The organism is Microcoleus sp. B4-C1 (genome assembly GCF_036705285.1).
Lineage (GTDB): Bacteria > Cyanobacteriota > Cyanobacteriia > Cyanobacteriales > Microcoleaceae > Microcoleus.
In genome coordinates, this window is sequence record NZ_JAUBUC010000003.1 from 1 (window position 1) to 21,462 (window position 21,462).

General features: G+C 45.9%; 21 protein-coding genes. 13 read left to right on the forward strand and 8 right to left on the reverse strand.

Translation table 11 applies throughout. The features are described from left to right. Positions 1-101 precede the first annotated feature (101 nt). On the reverse strand, positions 102-1,025 hold the full coding sequence (locus tag QUB26_RS01650; RefSeq protein WP_333316288.1) for an alpha/beta fold hydrolase: 924 nt from the start codon (positions 1,023-1,025) through the stop codon (positions 102-104). Positions 1,026-1,215: 190 nt separating this feature from the next. On the opposite strand from QUB26_RS01650, the gene speB reads away from it, so the two are divergent. The 11 genes from speB (at position 1,216) to QUB26_RS01705 (ending at position 13,111) form a co-directional block, all read left to right on the forward strand. Further along, positions 1,216-2,145 carry an agmatinase gene (speB, locus tag QUB26_RS01655; RefSeq protein ID WP_333316290.1) on the forward strand — a complete coding sequence of 310 codons (930 nt, stop codon included), beginning with the start codon at positions 1,216-1,218 and terminating at the stop codon, positions 2,143-2,145. A 133-nt stretch (positions 2,146-2,278) separates the two neighbouring features. Beyond that, positions 2,279-2,836, forward strand: a complete 558-nt coding sequence (locus QUB26_RS01660) for a thioredoxin family protein (RefSeq protein ID WP_333141494.1) — start codon at positions 2,279-2,281, stop codon at positions 2,834-2,836. Between the two features lie 179 nt (positions 2,837-3,015). After that, positions 3,016-3,840 carry a molybdate ABC transporter substrate-binding protein gene (gene modA, locus QUB26_RS01665; RefSeq protein ID WP_333239465.1) on the forward strand — a complete coding sequence of 275 codons (825 nt, stop codon included), beginning with the start codon at positions 3,016-3,018 and terminating at the stop codon, positions 3,838-3,840. Positions 3,841-4,258: 418 nt separating this feature from the next. Then, entirely contained in the window at positions 4,259-6,076 is a 1,818-nt protein-coding gene (gene modB / locus QUB26_RS01670; RefSeq protein ID WP_333239463.1) for a molybdate ABC transporter permease subunit, read from the forward strand. Positions 6,077-6,145: 69 nt separating this feature from the next. After that, complete coding sequence (gene msrB / locus QUB26_RS01675; RefSeq protein ID WP_333239461.1) at positions 6,146-6,544, forward strand: peptide-methionine (R)-S-oxide reductase MsrB; 399 nt, start codon at positions 6,146-6,148, stop codon at positions 6,542-6,544. A gap of 189 nt (positions 6,545-6,733) precedes the next feature. Further along, the gene (locus QUB26_RS01680; RefSeq protein ID WP_333302608.1) at positions 6,734-6,928 is read left to right on the forward strand and encodes a hypothetical protein; all 195 of its coding nucleotides are present in this window, start codon (positions 6,734-6,736) and stop codon (positions 6,926-6,928) included. A 7-nt stretch (positions 6,929-6,935) separates the two neighbouring features. Further along, on the forward strand, positions 6,936-7,664 hold the full coding sequence (gene pyrH, locus QUB26_RS01685) for a UMP kinase (RefSeq protein WP_333076369.1): 729 nt from the start codon (positions 6,936-6,938) through the stop codon (positions 7,662-7,664). Continuing rightward, on the forward strand, positions 7,651-8,199 hold the full coding sequence (gene frr / locus QUB26_RS01690) for a ribosome recycling factor (protein WP_333239459.1): 549 nt from the start codon (positions 7,651-7,653) through the stop codon (positions 8,197-8,199). Before pyrH ends, frr begins: the two co-directional genes overlap by 14 nt. Before the next feature lie 171 nt (positions 8,200-8,370). Continuing rightward, positions 8,371-8,631, forward strand: a complete 261-nt coding sequence (locus QUB26_RS01695; protein WP_333239457.1) for a hypothetical protein — start codon at positions 8,371-8,373, stop codon at positions 8,629-8,631. A gap of 651 nt (positions 8,632-9,282) precedes the next feature. Further along, positions 9,283-9,735, forward strand: coding sequence for an NADAR family protein (locus QUB26_RS01700; protein WP_333155543.1), 453 nt, complete (start codon positions 9,283-9,285; stop codon positions 9,733-9,735). Positions 9,736-10,105: 370 nt separating this feature from the next. After that, on the forward strand, positions 10,106-13,111 hold the full coding sequence (locus QUB26_RS01705) for a GAF domain-containing protein (protein ID WP_333316292.1): 3,006 nt from the start codon (positions 10,106-10,108) through the stop codon (positions 13,109-13,111). 82 nt (positions 13,112-13,193) lie between these two features. Here the strand turns inward: QUB26_RS01705 and QUB26_RS01710 are convergent, their stop codons facing one another. The 5 genes from QUB26_RS01710 to QUB26_RS01730 form a co-directional block, all read right to left on the reverse strand. Next, positions 13,194-13,802 carry a DUF4276 family protein gene (locus QUB26_RS01710; protein WP_333239452.1) on the reverse strand — a complete coding sequence of 203 codons (609 nt, stop codon included), beginning with the start codon at positions 13,800-13,802 and terminating at the stop codon, positions 13,194-13,196. Beyond that, the gene (locus QUB26_RS01715) at positions 13,799-14,947 is read right to left on the reverse strand and encodes an AAA family ATPase (RefSeq protein WP_333239450.1); all 1,149 of its coding nucleotides are present in this window, start codon (positions 14,945-14,947) and stop codon (positions 13,799-13,801) included. Before QUB26_RS01715 ends, QUB26_RS01710 begins: the two co-directional genes overlap by 4 nt. Positions 14,948-15,120: 173 nt before the next feature. Then, a complete protein-coding gene (locus QUB26_RS01720) occupies positions 15,121-15,897 on the reverse strand; it encodes a pentapeptide repeat-containing protein (RefSeq protein WP_333316294.1) in 777 nt (258 codons plus the stop codon). A 1,072-nt stretch (positions 15,898-16,969) separates the two neighbouring features. Beyond that, positions 16,970-17,614 carry a pentapeptide repeat-containing protein gene (locus QUB26_RS01725; protein WP_333155535.1) on the reverse strand — a complete coding sequence of 215 codons (645 nt, stop codon included), beginning with the start codon at positions 17,612-17,614 and terminating at the stop codon, positions 16,970-16,972. Between the two features lie 400 nt (positions 17,615-18,014). Further along, entirely contained in the window at positions 18,015-18,137 is a 123-nt protein-coding gene (locus QUB26_RS01730; RefSeq protein ID WP_333316296.1) for a hypothetical protein, read from the reverse strand. A gap of 434 nt (positions 18,138-18,571) precedes the next feature. On the opposite strand from QUB26_RS01730, the gene QUB26_RS01735 reads away from it, so the two are divergent. Further along, a complete protein-coding gene (locus QUB26_RS01735; RefSeq protein WP_333316298.1) occupies positions 18,572-19,009 on the forward strand; it encodes a helix-turn-helix domain-containing protein in 438 nt (145 codons plus the stop codon). A gap of 297 nt (positions 19,010-19,306) precedes the next feature. Here the strand turns inward: QUB26_RS01735 and QUB26_RS01740 are convergent, their stop codons facing one another. Further along, complete coding sequence (locus QUB26_RS01740) at positions 19,307-19,660, reverse strand: metal-sensitive transcriptional regulator (RefSeq protein ID WP_333239444.1); 354 nt, start codon at positions 19,658-19,660, stop codon at positions 19,307-19,309. A 284-nt stretch (positions 19,661-19,944) separates the two neighbouring features. Here QUB26_RS01740 and QUB26_RS01745 point away from each other — a divergent pair, with 284 nt between their 5' ends. Then, entirely contained in the window at positions 19,945-21,189 is a 1,245-nt protein-coding gene (locus QUB26_RS01745; protein WP_333316300.1) for an HhoA/HhoB/HtrA family serine endopeptidase, read from the forward strand. Here QUB26_RS01745 and QUB26_RS01750 read toward each other — a convergent pair. Next, positions 21,146-21,436 (reverse strand): hypothetical protein, encoded by a 291-nt coding sequence (locus QUB26_RS01750; RefSeq protein ID WP_333239440.1) that lies wholly within the window; start codon positions 21,434-21,436, stop codon positions 21,146-21,148. The two genes, QUB26_RS01745 and QUB26_RS01750, sit on opposite strands and share 44 nt — an antisense overlap. Positions 21,437-21,462: the final 26 nt, after the last annotated feature.

Sequence of the window (21,462 nt, forward strand, 5' to 3'; positions counted from 1 at the left end):
GTCCCGCCCGTCCTTTTTGGACGGGCGGGACGCCCATCCCACAATCTTGTGGAAGTTATTTAATTCTCATTCCTTAGCTAAAGTCCCTATTTTTTTGTTGATTAAAGGGGCGGATTTTCGGCAAATCTCGATCGCTCTTTAATCCAATCGAGTAAAATAGGATTGACCAATTCCGGCGCTTCATCCTGGGGACAATGGCCCACTCCCTCCAAAGGAATAAACTTTTCAACAGCCGGAAACTTTGCCAATTCTCGCCCCAAGGCGATCGGCTCCCAAGGGTCATCCGTACCCCACAAAATCAAAGCAGGACAGCTCAAACGCGGCAACAAATCCTCCGGTAGCGGGCCTTGAGAATAACTGATAAAGGCCACAAATACTTCAACTGCGCCGCTGTCTTTAGCAGGTTCCAGCAGCATATTTACCAGTTCGTCGCTGACAGCTTCAGGACGGTGATAAGCTTGCAAAAGCACTTTTTTTACTGTTTTTGGCGTTGCTAATTGTTTAAAAAATAATTGACTTATCCACTTGACATTTAAAATTTTTTGTGCAATTGGCGCTCCAAAACTGCGATACCAAGGCAATTCGGCACGTTTGCGATCGTGCAGCAAGCGTAGGGAACAATTGAGTAAAATTACGCCAGAAGCAATATCGGGAAAATCCACTGCTGCTTGCATAATTGCCACACAGCCGATCGAATTTCCCACCAAAAAAGCCGGCCCGCCCGCAACTTCCCGACAAAAATCAGCAATTAGCTGACCCCAAGTTTCAAAAGTATAGTCAATCTCAAGCTTGGGCGCGGGTTTAGCAGAACCGCCAAAACCGATGAGGTCGATCGCATAACAGCGACAATCAGCAGCCAGCGCCGGCAAATTCTTGCGCCAGTGGCCCCAAGACGCACCGAAACCGTGGACGAACACCACCGCAGGCCCCTGGGAACCAGCAGCCTGGTAGCAAATCGGAAAGCCTTTCCACAGCCAAGTTTGAGGCGAAATAAGTGTTGACAAAGCGGGAGTAGAAGATGTCATGCGATTTTAGATTTTAGATTTTAGATTTTAGATTGGGCATGGGGCATGGGGCATGGGGCATTGTTAGCTGCTGACTGCTGACTAATGACTAATGACTAATGACTAATGACTAATGACTACTTTGCAGTTAGAGCCGATAGTATGTCACGATTAAACCTGCTGACTTCTTTGCTGTATTAAAATTTCCCTTATGCCAACGATCGTTTCCACTGCCGTCGTACCATTTCTGGGGTCTGAAATTGTACCCGACTACGACACCGCCAAAGTAGTAATCTTACCAATTCCCTACGAAGCTACCACCACTTACCGCCGGGGGTGCGAAAACGGGCCGGCTAAACTTCTAGAAGCTTCTCATCAACTCGAGTGCTACGACGAAGAATTGGATGCCGAAGTTTGCTACGATGTCGGAATTTATACAAAAGAGCCGATCGCCGATACCCGCAACAGACAACCAGTTTCATCCTCAGAAATGCTGCAAGTAACCCAAGCAGCAGTCCACCAGCTAGTTACCGAAAATAAATTTGTCATCTCCCTCGGAGGCGAACACAGCATCACTGCCGGCGTTGTCGAAGGTTATCGCCAAGCATACCCAAACGAACCTTTCACAGTCGTGCAAATTGACGCCCACGGCGACTTGCGACACGAATACGAAGGCTCGATTCACAACCACGCCTGCGTGATGCGGCGTGTTGTCGATATGGGCTTACCGACACTGCAAATCGGGATTCGCGCTATCTGCAAGGAAGAAGCAGACTTGATTAAAGCAAAACAGCTAAACGTGATTCGAGCCAGAGAAATCGCTACTCAACCGGATTGGGCCGATCGGGCAATTGCCAGCATAACAACTAAGCGAGTATTTTTGACGATCGACTTAGACGGCATCGATCCGACTTTAATTCCAGGGGTGGGAACACCCGAACCGGGCGGGTTAAATTGGTATTCCCTCACCGCATTTTTGCGTCGCATCTTCGAGTCCTACGAAGTAATTGGGTGTGACATTATGGAATTAGCACCTATTGTAGATTCTGTAGTCTCAGAATTTACCGCCGCCAAATTAGCATACAAACTTATTGGATACCAAGCTCTGGCTCAAGGTTGGCTAAAGCCAGACGAGGGATAAATCGCGAAGCACGAATCACAATAGGCTGTTGGCAAGGCTAGAATTAAGCTAAAGCCAAACAACAGCCAATTTTATTCGTGCTGACAGTTTCATCTTTCATGCTGGCAAATACTGCTCTTCACCTCCTGAAAACATGAGTTTACTAATGGATACAACGGGTACTCCCATTAACGGCTACGCTCCCGATTTTGAACTGCCGGGAGTTGACGACGAAGTTCACCATTTAGCTCGATATTTAGAAAAATTTCGGGCGATCGCGGTGATATTTATGTGCAATCATTGCCCTTACGTGCAGTTGTATCTCAATCGTATGAAAGAACTTCAAGCAGATTTTCAAGATCGAGATGTTACTTTAATCGGGATTAATGCTAATGATGCAAACCAGTATCCCGACGACAGTTTTGAGAATATGAAAATTTTTGCCGCCAACAATCAACTCAACTTCCCGTACATCCGGGATGTTGCTCAAGATGTGGCTGAAAGTTTTGGGGCTTCTAAAACCCCGGAGGTTTTTTTGTTAGACCAAGACGGCAAACTGCGCTATAAAGGTTTAATTGACGACAACGCTGACGATCCGGCGGCGGTGCAGGTTTCTTATCTGCGGAGTGCGATCGACCAATTGCTCAACAGTCAACCCGTTGAGCCTTCAACTACAGAGGCGATAGGCTGTTCCGTCAAATGGCGATCGTAGGCAGATTTAAAATTAACGTTCCCGCACTAATTATTAACTGGTTCCCTGGCTGTGCCTGGGAACCTATCTCCAGAGGCTCTGCCTCGTCAAAGACTGGATGAAAATTGGAGGTACAGCCTCCGAATCTGCTTTACTAGGCAGAGCCTGGTAAGGAGTAAAAAGATTCAAAACAATTGTCTGTGAACTTAAAAAGTAGACGTATTCCCAACTTAATTTTCGCAGTCGCCTTCCTGCTAGCACTGCTGATTAGTTGGAACTTATTTAAGAACTTTTCCTCAGTCGATACGTTGCAGCGCACCTCCTTAAACGTATCCGCTGCTATCAGTCTCTCGAAAGCTTTAGGGGAAATCAAAACTGTTTATCAAAGCAGTAATCCGAATTTTACTATTACTTATAATTTTGGTGCTTCCGGTGCTCTAGAACAGCAAATTCAGCAGGGAGCACCGGTAGATGTATTTTTCAGCGCCGCCACCAACCCAATGGATGCTTTGCAGCAATCTAACCTGCTAATTAACGACACGCGCCGCAATTTGCTGACAAATCGCCTAGTTTTGATTACTCCCAAAAATGGTGTTGCTTTGAGCGATTTCAAACAGTTGACAGATGCCAGAATCAAGAAAATTGCGATCGGCGAACCGAAGAGCGTACCTGTGGGCCAATACGCTCAGGAAATGTTAACTAAGCTTGGATTGTGGGGGCAAATACAGCCAAAATTAGTGCTAGGAAATAACGTCCGCCAAGTGCTGACATTCGTCGAAAGCGGTAACGTTGATGCTGGTATAGTTTATGCGACTGACGCCACAGCCTCCGACAAAGTAACTGTGCGGCTAACGGCTGCCGAAAATTTGCATTCGCCCATTGTTTATCCGCTGGCAGTTATCAGAAACAGCCGCAATCCGGCCGCTGCGAAAAGGTTTGTTGACTTTCTGGGGGGCGATCGGGCTAAAATAGTATTTCAGAAATATGGGTTTGGGATGGCTCGCCAATTAGTCTCATACAACTGAGATGTTGCACCATTCTCAATTACTTGTTTAGCAACAGGCTTTCCGGCCTGTTCCACAAGAAAATTCACTCTTTGTGGAACAGGCCGGAAAGCCTGTTCTTGAGAATGGTGCAAAATGTGAGATACAACCAAATTTTGTAGGGGCGGGTTCACCAACAATATCTAATTCCCGCCAACAATCTATATAAACCCGCCCTCACACAACAGATAACCTTGTGTATTCAAAGAGATACATTTCGATTTGCCGTTGGGTGGGGGCGGGTTTACGAAATTATTGGTATTAGCCGAAGATTGTTGGTAAAACCCGCCCCTACGAGCGAATCCCCAAATTATACATTTTGATTTATCTGTGTGTGGGGGGGTTTAGGAAATTATTTGTTTGAGGCAATTATTGTTAGTGAAACCCGTCCCTACGATTTATGGAATTTGATATTTCTCCGCTCTGGATATCTCTAAAATCCTCCGCTATTGCGACATTTATCACCTTTTTCATGGGAATAGCCGCCGCCCGGTGGATGCTTTCAACTCGCATCAGAGGTAAAGCTTTGATTGAAGGGATTTTAATTTCTCCCTTAGTTTTGCCGCCGACAGTAGTGGGATTTTTGCTGCTGCTGCTGTTTGGGAGAAATGGGGCGATCGGGCAATTTTTGCTACAATTCGACTTAACTATAATTTTCACTTGGCAAGCGGCCGTCATTACTGCCACAGTTGTATCATTTCCCCTCATGTACAAAACTGCTTTGGGAGCTTTTGAGCAAATTGATGCGAATCTTCTCAATGCAGCCCGCACTTTGGGAGCCTCGGAGTGGCAAGTCTTTTGGCGCATTATGTTGCCGCTAGCATGGCCGGGAATTTTAGCAGGAACTATTCTCGCATTTGCCCGCGCTTTGGGTGAATTCGGCGCGACGTTGATGTTAGCGGGGAATATTCCCGGACAAACTCAAACTATCCCGATGGCAATTTATTTTGCTGTGGAAGCTGGGGATATGAGGCAAGCTGCTATTTGGGTTTTGATTATTCTGAGTATTTCTTTGAGCGTGCTAACTGCTGTTAATTTTTGGACTGATTTACAAAGGAGATCGCCCAAACCGAATTCGAGTTATAGATTGCAATCAAATCTTCCTAAAGTCGCGTCTAGTTTTACCGCAAAACCCCAACAACAACCGAAAAACGGACTTTGTTTAAGCATTTTTAAACCTCTCTCCAGCTTTGCCTTGGATGTCGGCTTCGATATCGGCCCGGAAGTGCTGGGAATTTTGGGCGCGTCGGGTTCGGGAAAAAGCATGACTCTGCGCTGCATCGCTGGTTTGGAAACTCCAATGAGCGGTAAAATTGCAGTCAATGGCAGGGTTTTATTTGACTCCGCACAGGGCATTAATGTAGCTTCTAAAGACCGCCGCATCGGTTTTTTGTTTCAAAACTATGCTTTATTTCCTCACCTGACTGTTGCTCAAAATATTGCGTTTGGCTTGCAGCATTTATCTGAAAGCGAGCAAGAACTTCGGGTAAAAGAACAACTAATTTCGGTGCAAATGTCGGGACTGGAAAATCGCTACCCGCACGAACTTTCGGGGGGCCAACAGCAGCGGGTGGCTTTGGCTAGGGCGATCGCCCCTTCTCCAGAATTGCTGCTGTTAGACGAACCGTTTTCTGCTTTGGATACTCACTTGCGGAGTCAACTGGAACGGGAGTTAATGCTGACGCTGGCTAATTATCGGGGAATTACTTTGTTTGTGGGCCACAATTTAGAGGAAGTTTACCGGGTATGCAGAAATCTGTTGGTGTTGGCTGAGGGAAAGCCGATCGCCTTTGATACAAAACAGAACATTTTCGATCGCCCTGCCAATTTCACCGTCGCCCAGTTGACTGGCTGTAAGAACTTCTCTGCGGCTAAACCGATCGCAGAAACTCTCGTGGAGGCGATCGACTGGGGCTGTACTCTGACTGTAGTCGAACCAATTCCCAAATCTCTAGTTTCTGTGGGAATTCGGGCTCATCAACTGAGTTTTGTTCGCGGGTGCGATCGTGAAAATACTTTTGCTTGTTGGATCGCCTCGACTGTGGAAACTCCGCACCGGGTGACATTATATCTCAAATTGCACTCGCCTCCCAATGATTCCCAAGATTATCACTTGCAAGCCGAAGTTTTCAAGGAAAAGTGGAGGGCTATTAAAGACAATCCTTTTCCCTGGTATGTTCATATCGAGCCAATTAGGTTAATATTAATGGAAGCATGAGTTAACTAGCAATATACCGTTAACCGTCAACACTCAACAGCTAAATACATCTTAACCAAACATCAAATCATGACTCAACAAGTTAAAAAAACCGACGCAGAATGGCAACAACAACTCACGCCAGAACAGTTTAAAGTCACCCGCAAAAAAGGAACGGAAAGAGCTTTTAGCGGCGAGTATCACGACAACAAAAAGCCCGGAATTTATAATTGCATTTGCTGCGGTACGGAGCTATTTAAATCAGAAACAAAGTTCGATTCCGGTACTGGTTGGCCGAGTTTCTACGCTCCAGTTAGCGAAGAAAATGTCAAGTGTGAGTCCGATAACACCTTGTTCATGCGCCGAACAGAGGTACTGTGCGCTGTTTGCGACGCTCATCTCGGTCACGTATTTAACGACGGGCCCAAACCTACCGGTCAGCGTTACTGCATGAATTCTGCTGCTCTTAATTTCGTTCCCAAGGATTGATTCTTTTAGGGGCTAGCTAGAAGCCCAACCCCTACTCCCCACAAAAAATCAATCCGGTTGTGGAACAGGCATCTTGCCTGTTCACCTAGCATTCACTGAGAAAAAATCAATCCGGTTGTGGAACAGGCATCTTGCCTGTTCACCTAGCATTCACTGAGAAAAAATCAATCCGGTTGTGGAACAGGCATCTTGCCTGTTCACCTAGCATTCACTGAAAAAAATAAATCCGGTTGTGGAACAGGCATCTTGCCTGTTCACCGGCGCAGCCCGCGCCACAAACAAATTCTCTTGCTACACAAGCAGGATGCCTGTTCCGGGCAATTGATGTTCAAAATGCACCCGTACTGCTATCTTATGGTGGAGGCAAAAAGAGTAAAAAAATAGTGGCGGCATGGGGATGGTATATCAGCGAGTTTTGCTGAAGCTCAGCGGTGAAGCGCTGATGGGCAGCTTGGGCTACGGCATCGATCCGATAGTCGTTCAGTCGATCGCCCAGGAAGTGGCCAAAGTCGTGTCCCAAGGCATTCAAATCGCGATTGTTGTCGGTGGTGGCAACATTTTTCGCGGGGTGAAAGCTGCTTCGGCAGGGATGGATCGGGCAACTGCGGATTATGTGGGCATGATTGCTACGGTGATGAATGCTATCACTTTGCAGGATGCCCTGGAACAAGCAGGAGTGCCAACGCGGGTGCAATCGGCGATCGCCATGCAAGAAGTAGCTGAACCCTACATCCGGCGGCGGGCAATTCGCCACCTTGAAAAAAAACGGGTAGTGATTTTTGGTGCCGGTTCTGGCAACCCTTTTTTTACTACTGATACTACAGCCGCTTTGCGGGCGGCTGAAATTGATGCAGAGGTGATTTTTAAAGCTACTAAGGTAGATGGGGTGTACGATTCCGACCCCCACCTCAACCCCAACGCGCGCAGGTATCAAACCCTCACCTATGCCCACGTCTTGAATCAAGATTTGCGGGTGATGGACAGTACGGCGATCGCCCTTTGCAAAGAAAATAATATTCCTATTATGGTATTTGACCTCTCGGTGTCGGGCAACATCTACCGAGCTGTAATGGGAGAATCTATTGGAACTCTTGTCGGAGGTTTTTGTGAAGTTAGCTGAAGCAGAAGATCATATGCAAAAGGCAGTTGAGGCTACTCAACGGTCTTTTAATACTATTCGGACGGGACGGGCCAACGCCTCCCTCCTCGATCGAGTCATGGTAGATTACTACGGTTCTCCAACTCCGATCAAATCCCTTGCCAACATCGGCACGCCGGATGCGACTACGATCAACATTCAACCGTTCGATCGCACAGCGCTTACCTCGATCGAAAAAGCAATTTCCCTGTCCGATGTAGGACTCGTTCCCAACAACGACGGTTCAGTTATTCGCTTGAACATTCCGCCGCTGACGAGCGACAGACGCCAAGAATTTGTCAAAATGGCCAGTAAGTTTGCTGAAGAAGGTAAAGTTGCAATTCGCAATATCCGCCGCGATGCCGTTGACTCGATTCGCAAGCAGGAAAAAAGCAGCGATATCTCTAAAGATGAATCCCGCGACTTGCAAGATAAAATTCAAAAGCTGACGGACAAGTACGTTGCCAAAATAGAAGAAGTTCTGGCAGCCAAAGAGAAAGATATCACGACTGTTTAGGGAATGGGAAATTGGGCATGGGGAATAGGAAGAGTTTTGAGATTGTTCAGAGCCGGCCGCGAACAACGAGCAGACGCTTAGTCATTTGTGAGTTGTGAGTTAAAAACTCAAGATTTAACACTCATTAACTTACCAATTCCTCCTGCCCCATGACCAATCACCCATTACCAGTTGTCCGGTGAAGGAATTCGTCCTGCCATTTTTAGTGGATTTAAGGCTGCTGAGGCGATCGATCGAGCTCTTGGAGGTGCCGACGACGCTAAGGAGCCTTACACTCAATCGATCGCCCAAGAATGGAACACTCATCTGATTTGGGCCAGTCGCTTGGCTAGAGCATTCTATCAGTTTACAGGAGCTGCTTACAGAGCGGGCGTCAAATTGCCGATGACTACTCAGTTGATGAGCCAAATTTTGTGTGGCGAACTGCGTTAGGCCGATATCGCTAACCGCGCTTTTCAAAAGCTCATGCCGTTTTATAATCAAGGAAGAGGGAATAATACATATTCTTAAATCCCCATTACTTATTCTTTATTTCAAATTCTTACTCGTTAATTTAAAAATAGGAATTACGCACTATTCCTCAGAAAGCCAGTTGATTCCTAGATTTTTCGTTTCCCAACCCGATTAATTCCAATAAACTCGGTTCAAAAGCGTAAGGAATGAATTAAATAACTTACAATGCGTGATGGTTCTTGTGGGATGGGCGTCCCGCCCGTCCAGAAAGGGCGGGCGGGACGCCCATCCCCTACTCCCCACAAACTTGTGTAAATTATTTAATTCGCGATCCTAAATGCTATTTTAAATAAAGTCGATGCGAGGATTTTTTAATACAAGCCCCGCGCTGCTCATAGAATCAATCTCAAATACTCCTGGAGGCAAAAAGTGGTTTGAAACGTTACTAAGAGCGCCGTAAGGCGCTTCAGGGACACCCTGAATAATTACATTCTACCTAAATCCTGTAAAATATAGCCATCCTAAATCATTTGTAAATTTCTTACTCCCTCCCCTTGATAAGGGGAGGGTTGGGGTGGGGTCAAAAATTTACGACTCCTGCAAGGATTGCTATATATAATCTCAAATCTAATGATAATTTATTTTTATAAAGTAGAGGAGCCTTACGGCTGCTTTTCTAATTTTTCACTACACGACATTTCTCTGCACGGTCAATATTGGTTGACGGTGGAACATTACTATCAAGCCCAAAAATTTGTCAGCACCGATCAAAGATTAGTGGCGGCGATTCAAGCCGTAGCAACTCCTCAAGAAGCCGCTAAATTAGGTCGCGATCCCAACCACCGGATTCGCGCTGATTGGGAAGCCGTGAAAATTCCCATTATGCGCGAAGCAGTTTTAACTAAGTTTCTCACTCATACAGACATTCAAGCGATTCTTCTTGCCACAGGGGATCGAGTAATTGTAGAGGATTCGCCAACGGATTACTACTGGGGGTGTGGCTGCGACCGAACCGGTCAAAATCATTTGGGTAAAATTCTGATGAGCGTGCGCCAAGAAATTAGTCAGGGCCAGGGGCGCTGATAGTAACTCAAATTCTTTCGTTAATTATCATTATATGAAGTTCTACAACAAATGTCAAGTTATCCTAACAATGAAGAATTCTCCTAGTGAGAGTGTAAGATTGCGAGAAATTTATAAGAGCATTAAAATAATAATTATTATTTGCTTAAGTCGCTCTGCCTGTTGAAGGCAAGGGTTAAACTGGCGCGATCGCAGATTTGACTTGCCCCAGCCCACCGGAGGCGATAAACAGTCGTCTCTCACAAGTGCGCGACGGATTAATTGTACAGATCGGTTGAGTCAAAAACTCAGGGTGAGGCATTTGAGTTTCAACGCTCCAACAGCACATCAAAACTTCTTATTATCATTGTATAAGTACAAAAGGAGATTTATGCAACTCAGAGAAAATACGCAAGAATTACATTATAAACTAGACAGAGAAGTTTTGATACGGCGGATAACAGAACGCATTCGCCAATCTCTAGAATTAGAAGATATTTTAACCAGTACGGTAGCAGAAGTGCGGTCTTTTTTGAAAACAGATCGCATTATGATTTACAGGTTTAGTGCCGACGGCAGTGGAGAAGTTGTTGCTGAGTCACTTAATAACAACCATCTCCCTTCCTTGAAAGGACTGCACTTTCCAGCAGACGACATTCCCGCCAGCGCCAGGGAGATGTATCTCACTTTGCGCCAGCGGACAATAATAGATGTTAACTCAGGGACGATCGTCCTGAGTCCCCTCGATGCAGCAGACACCGGTCAACCCTTAATAAAAGAGGAGATGCACTACAGATCGCTCGATCCTTGCCACACCGCTTACCTGATCGCAATGGGAGTGCAATCATCCTTAGTCGTGCCGATAGTGCACCGCCGGATCGTCTCGGAAAACAGCAAAACAGATATCTGCCAGGCCGCGACGTGTCTGACTCGATACGAGCCAGGAAATAATCAAAAAATTCACATCGAACTGTGGGGACTTTTAGTGTCTCACCACTGTGCGCCCCTCAATATTTCACCAGCAGATTTAGAAGTAGTTCAGCTCGTATCAGATCAATTGTCTAGCGCTATCGCCCACGCCCTCCTCCTCCAGCAAACCCGCTCTCAAGCGGCCCGCGAAGCTACCGTGAGCCGCATAGCAGCCCTGTTGTATGGTCACGTCAACATTCAACTGCAACAGGGTTTAGAAGCCACCGTCACCGCTTTGGGTGGCAGCGGTGGCAGACTCTATCTCAACCAGCCGAAAATCAACGGTGAAAAATTATCCCCTCCCAAGATTGAAGGAGGATTGCCAATTGCCCCGGCCCACAGTGATGCTACCTTTGAACTGTTCACCACAGGAGAACAACCGACACTTCCCAACTGGGAAAAAGTTAAGGCGATCGAAGCTCATCCCCTCTGGCAGGAATGGCTAACCAAAGGATTCAAAAATACCGAAGAATTTCCCAAATTTCCAATTTTTACTAATTCTCAATTCCCAGTTTCGATAATTACAGACTTATACAAAGAACCTCTATTCAGAGTTTTAGTTCCCGCTTTCCAAGCTACTAAAATTCGGGGTTTGCTGGTAATTCCCCTCCACTACAAACAACAAGTAGTTGGCTGTTTGACCATTTTTCGCAATGCAATTGATACCGAAAAAATGTGGGCGGGGCGCTTTGACACCAACGCGGCACAAACCCTTCCCCGACAATCATTTGAACTTTGGCGAGAAATAAAAAAAGGTCAGTCGCCAGAGTGGAAGTACGAAGAAATTGAGCAAGCTTTAGCTATAGGCAGCCAATTTTGTTCGGCAATTGGGCAGTACGTTCTTTATAAAGAAGTGCAAACTCTGAATGCCAACTTGGAGCGCCAAGTTCAAGAGCGCACCGCCCAATTGCAAAAATCCTTGGACTTTGCCAAAGTATTGACGCGAGTTAGAGACCAGATTCGCAGCACCTTAGATTTAAAAATCATACTGCAAACTATTGTGCGAGAAGTCAGAGTTTTGTTGGATACCGATCGCACGGTAATCTACCAATTTGCGGCCGACAAACAGGGCGAGGTAGTTGTCGAAGCTGTTTGCGGCCAGTGGCGGTCAATTTTAGGTATCACATCTCCACAAGAATGCTTTCCCGAAGGCTCAGACTGCTTTTATCGCGCCGGACGGGTGCGAGCAATTAATGATATTTATACTGAGGATTTAACACCCTGTCACCGCGAATTTTTGGAAGAGTTGCAGGTGAGAGCAAGTTTAATTGTACCCATGAGAGGCAAAGATTCGCAATTGTGGGGGTTGCTGATTGCCCATGAGTGTTCGGAGCCGAGAGTTTGGCAAACAGCAGAACAGGAATTGGTGCAACATTTAGCGGCTCAAGCTGCGATCGCCATTCACCAAGCAGAACTTTATCAAGAAAGTCTCAATGCAGCAACTGCCGATCGATTAAAAGCCGAAGAGCTAGCTAAAACCCTCACAGAATTGCACAATACCCAAGCCCAACTGATTCAAACCGAAAAGATGTCCAGTCTCGGACAACTCCTGGCCGGAGTCGCCCACGAAATCAATAACCCCGTTAACTTTATCTACGGCAATCTGTCCCACGCCAGCGAATACACCAAAGATTTGCTCTGCTTGGTGGAACTCTACCGCCAGCACTACCCCAATCCCAACCCAGAAATTAGCGAGTGTTCCGAAGCCATCGACATCGAATTTCTTGCCGAAGATTTGCCAAAAATTTTGGGTTCCATGACAGTCGGAGTTGAGCGCATCCGCCAGTTAGTGGTATCTTTGCGTAATTTTTCCAGGAGCGATCAAGCCGAGAAAAAAGCCGTTGACATTCACGAGGGCATCGACAGTACCCTGTTGATTTTGCAGCACCGGATCAAAGCCAATTCTGAGCACAACACAGTAGAAATCATTAAAGAATATGGCAAGTTGCCCTTAGTAGAATGCTATGCCAGCTCGCTCAATCAGGTATTTATGAATCTGATCGGTAATTCCCTCGACGCCCTAGAACTGAGAAAAAAAGAGGGAGTTATGAATCTTCCCTTTAAAGCAGCAAATGCAGCCGCGACGCATTTAAGCTCCCAAATACTGCCTATCGAGTCAGGAGATATAAATGCCACGACCGAGTGTTTGATTCCTAATTTTCCATCTCCTTGCATTCGGATTCGCACTGAATTAATCAATGAAAAAACGGTAGGAATTTGCATTGCCGACAATGGTCACGGCATCCCCAAAGAGTTAATCTCTCACATATTTAATCCGTTTTTTACTACTAAACCGGTCGGTCGCGGCACGGGTTTAGGACTGTCTATCAGTTACCAAATTGTTGTTGAGAAACACCAAGGCGTACTCAAGTGTGTTTCAGTACCGGGTACTGGTACTGAGTTTTTGATCGAGATTCCGCTGAATTAGGTAGAACAACCTAAAAAAACAACACACCCAGATACCCGACTTCTTTGAGAATTCGGGCAATTAACAGCGATCGCGTTTTACGTCAAGAAATTATTTTCTCTTCATCGCAGAGAGAGATAATTCGATTCACAAAAGCTTTTAGCTCTGGACAAGCTTTAATCGCAATCATCAGATCGTTCTTTTTCAAAATAGCCATTCCATCAATCACTTTGTTATAGTCTTTTCCGCGTTTTCCAGAGCTAAAAATCTCCTTAATCCAATAGTAAGGTGGCTTTTGATGATTTACTGTTTCAGGCGAACCGCTAGGAGCAGAAAGGTTGTGTTTCGCTAGCTTCTGGATAGTTGTCCAGTAGGGAAGAAGCCATGCTTCAAAATCATGTGATGCTGTGTGAGGATAGAATTTTGGGTTTTTACCTACCCATGTCCTCATTTTCTCTTTAGCATCATTGGCATCTTTAAAGTCCGGCTTTCCGGTATAAACGTCTGTAAGTGCAATTACAGCATCATAGCCATCATTATCGAGGAGAGTTTCAACTATTTTCTTGAGTTTCCCTTCCTTGGGAATTCCACCATGTTGTGGTTTAAAGTCTAGTCTGGGCATTTTTTGCTCTAAACGACTTTGCAGAAACTCATGAAGCTTCTTTCTAAATGCCATTTCAGTAGCACCTTCAACCAAAATAGCAATTCTCATGGACGGCCACCCATCACATTCATTTCCCAAACCTGGTCAAGACTGTAATCTTCTAACCATTTATCCAGGTTAAAAGTGTCACCCCACCTCATTTTTGCCTCCCCTTCTTCCAAATCGCAGACCAAAATCTCGCTTGGATCGAGAAATCTGATGAGTCTATCTGAGTGTGTGGCAACTATCAGTTGAGTGTGTTTTGAAGCTTCTCTCATTAGATAAACTAAGTGTCTTAAGAGTTCCGGGTGTAGGCTAACTTCTGGTTCATCTAGCAACGTAATAGTTGTTAAAGTTTGACTTTGCAGGAGCGCAACTAACCAGAGGAAGCGCAACGTTCCTTCTGATAGCTCATGGACATAGAAAGGCTGAGGAAAATTCCTATCTGTCCAAGTCATAGACATAGTTCCTGCGGCAACCGGAGGAAAGTTTAATCGCTCGAAATCTGGAAAGGCAGCAGAAATGATATTTTCAACCATTTCAAAACTGTCTCGATCGGTTTCCCGAAGGTCATAAAGACAGGAAACCAGGTTTTCACCGCTTGCTCCAGGCAACTTTGCAGGGCGCATTGCTTGAGGTAGACGGATTGGGCTTTTCTCTGAAACATCGAGTGCTCCATAATATGTGCAAGAAGCAAGGCTCTTTCTCAGGTTCTCTGGTTCGCGATACATTTTAGGAACTTGAGAAAGCGATGTTTCAAGAGGATTGTGATCCCAACTCGGTCTCACAAATCCTCTGCTTTCTTCTTGAGAATATTTAATATCCAAACCTTGTGATTCAATATACTTGAATGGTTCAGCTCTGTGGGGATTTCTCTGCTGTGTTAAAGATTCGTCTCTAAATTCATAAGATAAACCTTTTGGTGACAATGTTAAGCTGTACTTCAAAGGTTGTTCCTTTGGCACTTGCATTGAAATTTCAATTTCAAGTTCTTGTACTTTACCTCTTGTCAAAATTTCATTCAAGCCGCCTTTAAGTTGTAATAAATTCTGTAAATTTCCACTTGCTGAAGCGGCTAGTATTGAAAGGACATCTAAAAAAGAAGTTTTTCCTGCTCCGTTTGCACCAATCATGACGATGAGATTTCTCATCTCAAGCTCAATATTTTGAAGACGCCGAAAACCCCTTACGGATATATTTTCAAATCTATTCATATTCTGTCCTTAAATAGTGAAACTAGCCTAGACACATATATTGAGACTAGGCTAAGTATACCTGCCTTACAGACATTAGGGGTTTAGTAAAGCCAGATGGGTGTAAGAAACGCTCTACATCGCTTGGGTTGGCGCAGCATAAAAAGTCGTTGGAGCAGGCCGTTCACAAGTCTTTAAGGCAAGATTAGCTTCACCAGAACAGAACCGATCGACCCCAGAAGACTCATAAAGTCGCCGCGGCTGGAAGTGCGGGGTTCCGTTGGCTTTTGGCGTGCAACAATGGCTTCGCCTAACTGCTTTGACAACTCCTGACCTTGGGGATTTCCTTGATCTGCAAAGAGTTTGTTTGCTATTGCAGCGTCTTGAGCCGCACCGGCGAACTCTCCCAAGTCAGCGCGAGACATACTGCGCGCAAAATAAACGGCTGCTAAATCCGATTTCAGATTCAGGGCTTGATTGTAATAATCAATGGCGTTTCTGTAGTTTCCTGCTTGAGCTTCCAGCACTCCCAACCGATAGAAGTCTTCAGCGGTGCCGATATTGGTTGGCATTCCTCTAACTCCGAGCAGTTGCGCGTTAGTTAAATTGGCGTTGAGCAAATTGGCGTCGCTGAGATAGGCACTTCTCAAGTCAGCACCGCTGAGGTTGGCACCGGTGAGGTTCGCCCCCGTCAGGTTGACGCCAAAAAGGCTGGTGCCGCTGAGGTTGGCACCGCTGAGGTCAGCCCCGGTGAGGTTGGCTCGACTGAGGTTTGCCAACCTCAAGTCAGCACCTTTGAGATTGGCTCCGGTTAAATTGGCTAAAACTAAGCCCGCACTGCTGAGGTCGCAGTTGGGGCACTGTCGGGTGGCTAGTAATTGTTGCGTGTGTTGGATGTTCTCGGCGGCGGCAGGAGCGATCGGGGCGATCGCGCTCAGCAGCGTTACAGCAGCCAGGATTCTGAGTTTCATTTTAACCGTCCAAAATCCAAAATATTAAATCTAAAATAGCTTTTCTCGAAGCAATTGAAAATCACCATAACACAAGTTCAGCTAACAAATCTTTTGACTTGCCGTATGTAGGAGTTCTGGGCGCCATCAGCACCCTAGATTGAAGTTCTCGGCCTTACCTGAGTGTCAATCGATTTTAGATTAAAGATTAAAGATTAAAGATTAAAGAATTGAAGCATTGACCCCACGGAGAAATTCGGGGGGCCAGTTTCTCGGATACAGGTTTTTTATTTCTGGACGGATGAATCACGTGGCGGGTATCATGGATGCTTTCGGTCAAATAAAGATTTCGCTGCCAATAAATTAGGGTAATGAATTACTCATAAAAAAACTCGGTAAGTGGGAAACGAGCGCGACTTTAGTCCTGAGAGGAAAACAACGCGGCGATTTCAATCGCCTTGAATCTTTCCCCTTTCGGGGTTGGAGGGGTATGGTTGCCCCTCCGATGAGGTATGGTTGCCTCAGTCTCCCTTGCGGGGTAATGTTCGCCTCGACCTGGTTATAAAGGCTTGTTAGACCTGCGACACTGCTTCAGTGACTTTAAAACTGTTTAATCGCAGGTGACAGAGCGGAAAACTGGCGTCGCATTCGCCGGTGTCGTGACCTAAATAACGTCTCCTCTTGCGAGGGGTCTGGTCAGCATAGCTTGCTCGATTTCTCTTACAAGCGAGCGTGGCTTTAGCCCGCTCGTTACTGACTACCCTTTAGCCGCTGTTCTCGGCCACCATAAAAATTAACAATTGACACTCCCCGGCCTTAAGGCACGGGGATTCTTAAGACATTTCAGTCTTAATATCCCTATCGCGCTAGGGTTCCCAGGCTGACTACTCTGGGCACAAAAGAGTGCGTAGTCATATCTCCTCAAAAATGTTTTGGGCGTAGACTTTCCCCCAGTCCGGGGGTAGGTTTTTACATCTTGTCTGATATGGTTATTCTACCATATTCATTTGTTAAGATGGATTTGTTATTTTACTTAACAATGGAAAAAAGCCGTCCTACAAGGACAGGGTTTTCAACCCAATTTTCTGATAAATTAGTCGTGAATCGTGCCGTCGGGCATCGTTGTACCCTTAAGATATACTCCGCTCAGGTTGACTTTTGTAAGGTTTGCTCCCAACAGGTTTGCTCCGCTTAAGTCGGACGCACTTAAAATCGCTTCAGTCAAGTCTGCCCTAATTAGACTCGCCCCCATTAAGTCGGCTCCGCTAAGGTCTACTTTACTCAAGTTTGCGCCAATTAAATCGCATTCTGTGAGCACCGCCCTACGCAAGTTTACTCCGTAAAGATTTACTCCGTGCAAGTCTGCACGGCTGAGTGTTGCGCGAGATATGTTTGCTCCAATTAAAGTTGCTTGGATCAGAGAAGCTCCGCTCAAGTCTGCTTTGCTGAGATTTGCTCCCATCAACTCAGCTCGATGCAGGTTAGCTTCCAGTAAAAGTGCTTCTGTGAGGTCGGCTCCACCTAAGTCTGCTTTGCTCAAATTAATCTTGCACAAATTGGCTTTGCCAAAGTTGACTCTGTTGAGTTTGGCTTTGCTGAGATTGGCTCCAATCAGGTCGGCTTCATACAGATTGGCTCCAATCAATTCTGCTTCGTAGAGGTAGACCTCGTGCAGGTAGACCCCGCTAAAATTTCTTTCTCCTATTGCATATAGCTTGAGCAGTTCGTCAACGTTCATTGTGGCTTCTCTACACCTTTTAAATGAAGAATACTGTCAGCAAGCTGGTTACACCGGATGTTCTGCAATTTTAGATTCTGAAATATTCACACCTAGGGTGAAACTTCCCTGAATCTATAAGGTTTTAGGTGGAAAGTCCGATCGAACTCATAACTTTTTGTGGCTAGTTGAGCTTACTGAGTAGCGGTGTGACCAAGATCACAAAAAAATGCTAGTAGGATCACATAGAGACTCCGCTTTCGATCACAGCAGGCGGGCAAAAATAGCCGATACTTATACTGTAATGCTGAGAAATTGACAATGCCACCCTCGTCGTGTTTTACTCAATTGGCGATAAAGCCAGTAGTTTCACGGATACTTGCCCGCTTGCTGTGAAAGTAGGTTGCAACGTCACTCGGCCCTACCCGCTCTGAGCGATGAGAGTGCTGATATCTAAGGATTTTTCGCACAGCGAAAGCCAAAAATGCAGTTCGGGGACTAGGGGAATGTCTGTATAAAAATGCGATCGCTGGTGTACAGACATTCGCTTGTTTGCTAGCACCTAATGACTAAACATCGCCCATACGTTAACAAAAAATACCAATAAATGCCAGGAAAACCATGATTGATGTTTAACAATAAGAGAATAAATGGTATTCCTTAAGAGTCACCTATTGCCACTAATGTTACGGTCGATCGGTTAACGGCTATCAGTATTAGCAATGACGCTTGTCCATCAAATACAAAACTGACCCAGAAACCGGGTGTTTTACCAAAAAAATCGTTGCAACCTTGCTCCAGGTTAAAATAATCAGGTTTCTGAGCGTCTGAGTGCATCCAGGAAGGAAAAAGTTGAATGAGTACGATCGCTTTTGTATTGCTTCAGGGCAAACAAAAGGTCAGCATTTAGGATAGGAGCAGCTTTTGCTCCATTGTCAAACAAAGGTATTGTAGAACGCGAATCGTGAGGGAATTAATATGGCTGGAGTATGTAAACTTAGCATCACAGAGACAATTGAAGAACTAAAAAACCTGTTAACTGAACAAAAAACGGCAAGTGGCTTTCAAAAAATTCAAGCACTTTACCTGTTCAAAATTTGTCATGTTAAGACAGTTAAAGAATTGGCAATGACGATCGGGGTAAACCGAATTACAGTGCAGCGGTGGCTGAGAAAGTACCGCTCTTACGGACTCGAAGGACTCCTCGAAACAAAGCACAGCGGCGGCCGCAAGCCTGCCATTCCTCCTTTGGCCCGCGCTAGTTTGGCAATGCGCCTCAGCGACCCCCAGGAAGGCTTTAAAAGCTATGGAGAGATTCAAGAGTGGTTGCAGCAGGAATACAGCATTGAGGCTTCCTATAAAGCAGTTTATGCAACAGTCAGATACCAGCTCAAAGCCAAGCTGACGAAAGTCTAGACAGTTCATACCACGTCGGATTAAGCACCGATTATCTAATGGTTAACCGTCAGCTTTTGAAGGTTTTGAGGAGTTGCGTCATCACGACAAACCTGACTAATTCTTTTTTAACAAAACTCGCTCTCCTAAACTGCGGAGCATATAAATTATATGTGGTAACAATGGGGGTGAAGGGGAGAAGATTTGATGCTTTTCCCGCGTTTGTGAAAGATGCTTAAAAAATTAGCCAGAAAGAATAACTTGCAAGTTTTGTCTAACTTGCAGGTTTTGTTATATGGAGGTAAAAATTGGCAGTGGCTAAGGCAAAAATCGATCCAAAGCCGCTTTCAACTCTTCGATTTCCGTATCGATATTACCTTCTTTAGCGGCTCTGGCGATGCACTCAGTTAAGTGTTCGTCAAGAATGATTCTCGCTACGCGATCGAGCGCGCCTCGAACCGCAGCAACTTGCACCAGAACTTCGGGACAGGGACGGTTTTCTTGCACCATTGTTTTAATGCCGCGGACGTGTCCCTCAATCCGAGACAAGCGATTTACCAGCCGCCGCCTCGATTCTTCATCGTGATGGTGAGGGTGGACTGATTTATCGTCGTGATGGTGGTGGGAATTTGAGGGCAAGGATTTGTCAGTAGAAGTATCAGATAGAATCATTGGGGTTATACCATTTTAGATTTTAGATTTTAGATTTTAGATTGGGAATGAGTGATTTGGTAATGGTTGGGCCCACGGGCCTAGAGTTGCATTCTTTTTTTGAAACTGGTATTACTAGGGAATTTTTTAAAGTTAGAATTCAGAATAGGGTGAGTTGGTGCGGGCTCGTGACTCATGTATTGTAACTGTCTAAATATATTTAGGATCTTCATAATGGCAGATTATTGAGTCCGCACGATCGCACACCTTTACCAGACTAACCCAGACTAACAAAGATTGACGCTATGCGACTATTTAAGTTTTTTCGCCCCGCACCTCGAACCGGTGCTCGTTGGTTCGCCCTAATTTTAGGAATGACGATCGCCCTGAGTGCGTTAGCAATCAATGCTGCACCCGCTACCGCCGCGACGTTCACAAATCCGCCCAACTTACACTTCCAGAGTTTCCCAGCCACTCCCCCGAATCCGCAACTGTTAGCGCTGCGGAGTCCTGAACTCCCGGCGGATACCGGCAGTTTTGTAACGGCGGCAGTCGATCGAGTCGGGCCGGCAGTTGTCCGCATTGATACCGAGCGCACTGTCAGTCGCAACATCGATCCCTTAATGGAAGACCCCTTCTTCCGCAGATTTTTGGGAGAAGATTTACGCAGCCTGACCCCCAGACAAGAACGCTTACGCGGTCAAGGTTCCGGCTTCATCATTGACAAAAGCGGGATTGTTTTAACCAACGCTCACGTAGTTGACAAAGCCGATCGAGTGACTGTCACCTTAAACGACGGCAGAACTTTTCCAGGAGAAGTGCAAGGTACTGACGAAGTAACAGATTTGGCTGTTGTCAAAATTAATACCAAGGAAGTTAACTTGCCCGTGGCAACCCTAGGAGATTCCGACGCGGTGAAAGTAGGAGATTGGGCGATCGCCGTGGGGAACCCCCTGGGATTTGACAACACCGTCACTTTAGGCATCATCAGCACCCTCAAACGCTCCAGTGCAGCCGTCGGCATTCCCGACAAGCGGCTCGATTTCATTCAAACCGACGCAGCCATCAATCCCGGCAATTCCGGTGGCCCGCTGTTAAACAGCAGAGGGGAAGTGATTGGCATCAACACGGCGATTCGAGCTGATGCAATGGGTATTGGGTTTGCGATTCCGATCGACAAAGCCAAGGCCATCTACGCCCAGTTAGCCAAGGGAGAACAAGTCAGCCATCCGTTTTTGGGGATTCAGATGATTGCTTTGAATCCTGAAATGGCCAGAGAGAATAATTCTGACCCCAATGCTCCTTTGATTGTGCCCGAAGTCAAAGGGGTGTTAGTGATGCGAGTTGTGCCAAATACGCCTGCTGAGGAAGCAGGGATTCGCAAGGGAGATGTCATCGTTCAAATTGACGGCGAGGGAGTGACTGAACCCGAACAGTTGCAAAATTTGGTGGAAAACAGCCAAATCGGTCAAATTCTAAAACTGAAGGTGCGCCGCGGTGCCCTGATTAAAGAACTTGCGGTTCAAACTGCTCAATTGAGGGATTTTTAGGGAATAAGGGGAAGGGGAAACTGTTAGAAACCCTTTCCTTCTTCCTTCTTCCGACTTCCCTCGGACTGACATCCGTTACATCCGTTACATCCGTTACATCCGTTACATCCGTTACAGAATCCGTTGCCGAACTTCCTTCCTCTATATGACACGAGTTCAACTTGCCTATCCCAAAATTCCCGATAGTAAAAATTGCCCTCATGAACAATGTGTAGCTTTTGAGAAGTACGATGGCACTAATTTGCATTGGGTTTGGGAAGTTGAACTTGGTTG

Bases quoted from the DNA above. Each gene is read 5' to 3' on its own strand.
- QUB26_RS01650 (WP_333316288.1), bottom strand. From the start codon at position 1,025: ATGACATCTTCTACTCCCGCTTTGTCAACACTTATTTCGCCTCAAACT.
- speB (WP_333316290.1), top strand. From the start codon at position 1,216: ATGCCAACGATCGTTTCCACTGCCGTCGTACCATTTCTGGGGTCTGAA.
- QUB26_RS01660 (WP_333141494.1), top strand. From the start codon at position 2,279: ATGAGTTTACTAATGGATACAACGGGTACTCCCATTAACGGCTACGCT.
- modB (WP_333239463.1), top strand. From the start codon at position 4,259: ATGGAATTTGATATTTCTCCGCTCTGGATATCTCTAAAATCCTCCGCT.
- msrB (WP_333239461.1), top strand. From the start codon at position 6,146: ATGACTCAACAAGTTAAAAAAACCGACGCAGAATGGCAACAACAACTC.
- pyrH (WP_333076369.1), top strand. From the start codon at position 6,936: ATGGGGATGGTATATCAGCGAGTTTTGCTGAAGCTCAGCGGTGAAGCG.
- QUB26_RS01700 (WP_333155543.1), top strand. From the start codon at position 9,283: ATGATAATTTATTTTTATAAAGTAGAGGAGCCTTACGGCTGCTTTTCT.
- QUB26_RS01705 (WP_333316292.1), top strand. From the start codon at position 10,106: ATGCAACTCAGAGAAAATACGCAAGAATTACATTATAAACTAGACAGA.
- QUB26_RS01710 (WP_333239452.1), bottom strand. From the start codon at position 13,802: ATGAGAATTGCTATTTTGGTTGAAGGTGCTACTGAAATGGCATTTAGA.
- QUB26_RS01715 (WP_333239450.1), bottom strand. From the start codon at position 14,947: ATGAATAGATTTGAAAATATATCCGTAAGGGGTTTTCGGCGTCTTCAA.
- QUB26_RS01720 (WP_333316294.1), bottom strand. From the start codon at position 15,897: ATGAAACTCAGAATCCTGGCTGCTGTAACGCTGCTGAGCGCGATCGCC.
- QUB26_RS01725 (WP_333155535.1), bottom strand. From the start codon at position 17,614: ATGAACGTTGACGAACTGCTCAAGCTATATGCAATAGGAGAAAGAAAT.
- QUB26_RS01730 (WP_333316296.1), bottom strand. From the start codon at position 18,137: ATGTCTGTACACCAGCGATCGCATTTTTATACAGACATTCCCCTAGTC.
- QUB26_RS01735 (WP_333316298.1), top strand. From the start codon at position 18,572: ATGGCTGGAGTATGTAAACTTAGCATCACAGAGACAATTGAAGAACTA.
- QUB26_RS01740 (WP_333239444.1), bottom strand. From the start codon at position 19,660: ATGATTCTATCTGATACTTCTACTGACAAATCCTTGCCCTCAAATTCC.
- QUB26_RS01745 (WP_333316300.1), top strand. From the start codon at position 19,945: ATGCGACTATTTAAGTTTTTTCGCCCCGCACCTCGAACCGGTGCTCGT.
- QUB26_RS01750 (WP_333239440.1), bottom strand. From the start codon at position 21,436: ATGCAAATTAGTGCCATCGTACTTCTCAAAAGCTACACATTGTTCATG.